Genomic DNA, 1,242 nt, shown 5'->3' with positions numbered 1-1,242 from the left:
AGCTCATAAATGTCTTTTTATCAAAAAGACTAAAAGATAAAACGTTGACGTTTTTTGTTCGTTCAGTTTTCAAAGAACTATCTTCTGGAGCGGGTGAAGGGAATCGAACCCTCATCAACAGCTTGGAAGGCTGTGGTTTTACCACTAAACTACACCCGCAATATTATTTTATTAATCTTAATGGTCGGGAAGACAGGATTCGAACCTGCGACCCCTTGGTCCCAAACCAAGTGCTCTACCAAGCTGAGCTACTTCCCGTATATGGCGCGCCCGAAAGGAGTCGAACCCATAACCTTCTGATCCGTAGTCAGACGCTCTATCCAATTGAGCTACGGGCGCATTTATTAAAGCAACTTTTATAGTATATCTTGTTTTGTTTCGAATGTCAACAACTTTTTTTGGTGCGGCCGAGAGGACTTGAACCTCCACGGGGTTGCCCCCACTAGGCCCTCAACCTAGCGCGTCTGCCATTCCGCCACGACCGCTTCATAAGAAGCGACAAAGATTATAGTACCAAACATCAAAACGAATTTCAACTGGTATTTATTGGTGCGGGTGAAGGGAGTCGAACCCCCACGCCTCGCGGCGCCAGATCCTAAGTCTGGTGCGTCTGCCAATTCCGCCACACCCGCATATAAGAATCTTAAACAAAGAAATTAATCGCTTATCCGACTTTTTTGTTTAAGGTGGTGAGCCATGAAGGACTCGAACCTTCGACCCTCTGATTAAAAGTCAGATGCTCTACCGACTGAGCTAATGGCTCGGAATAAAATGTTGTTTCCTAAATCTTGAATCCTTTATCGACTGAGCTAATCGCTCTAAACTACGTGGTGCCGGCCAGAGGACTCGAACCCCCAACCTACTGATTACAAGTCAGTTGCTCTACCAATTGAGCTAGGCCGGCATATTAATGGTGGAGGATGACGGGATCGAACCGCCGACCCTCTGCTTGTAAGGCAGATGCTCTCCCAGCTGAGCTAATCCTCCATTTATTAAAGCCTAGCGACGTCCTACTCTCACATGGGGACAGCCCCAAACTACCATCGGCGCTGAGAAGCTTAACTTCCGTGTTCGGGATGGGAACGGGTGTGACCTTCTCGCTATCGCCACTAGACTTTTATTAAAGACAATATCTATTATATCGTCTTTTTTATTTTTTTCAAGAGAAATTTTTATTCCCTCAAAACTAGATAATGCTGAAGAAGTCTTTCGAGTAATCATTTAATGTGGTTAAGTCCTCGA

The 1,242-nt window shown here is 45.2% G+C and carries 8 tRNA genes and 1 rRNA gene; all 9 read right to left on the bottom strand.

Annotated features, from left to right (window positions below):
- Window positions 1-85: 85 nt before the first annotated feature.
- Window positions 86-159, bottom strand: a tRNA-Gly gene (locus tag V7149_RS18365).
- A 22-nt stretch (window positions 160-181) separates the two neighbouring features.
- Window positions 182-258: transfer RNA gene (locus V7149_RS18360), tRNA-Pro, on the bottom strand.
- A gap of 4 nt (window positions 259-262) precedes the next feature.
- A tRNA-Arg gene (locus tag V7149_RS18355) sits at window positions 263-339 on the bottom strand.
- A gap of 60 nt (window positions 340-399) precedes the next feature.
- Window positions 400-485 (bottom strand) — tRNA-Leu (locus tag V7149_RS18350).
- Between the two features lie 62 nt (window positions 486-547).
- Window positions 548-632: transfer RNA gene (locus tag V7149_RS18345), tRNA-Leu, on the bottom strand.
- Between the two features lie 55 nt (window positions 633-687).
- Window positions 688-763: transfer RNA gene (locus tag V7149_RS18340), tRNA-Lys, on the bottom strand.
- A 65-nt stretch (window positions 764-828) separates the two neighbouring features.
- Window positions 829-904: transfer RNA gene (locus V7149_RS18335), tRNA-Thr, on the bottom strand.
- 7 nt (window positions 905-911) lie between these two features.
- Window positions 912-987: transfer RNA gene (locus V7149_RS18330), tRNA-Val, on the bottom strand.
- A 10-nt stretch (window positions 988-997) separates the two neighbouring features.
- A 5S ribosomal RNA gene (gene rrf / locus V7149_RS18325) occupies window positions 998-1,114 on the bottom strand.
- Window positions 1,115-1,242 lie beyond the last annotated feature (128 nt).

It is taken from the genome of Bacillus sp. JJ1503, assembly GCF_036965125.1.
In the GTDB taxonomy this organism is placed as follows: domain Bacteria; phylum Bacillota; class Bacilli; order Bacillales; family Cytobacillaceae; genus Cytobacillus.
This window is presented reverse-complemented; position numbering and strand designations above follow the sequence as displayed.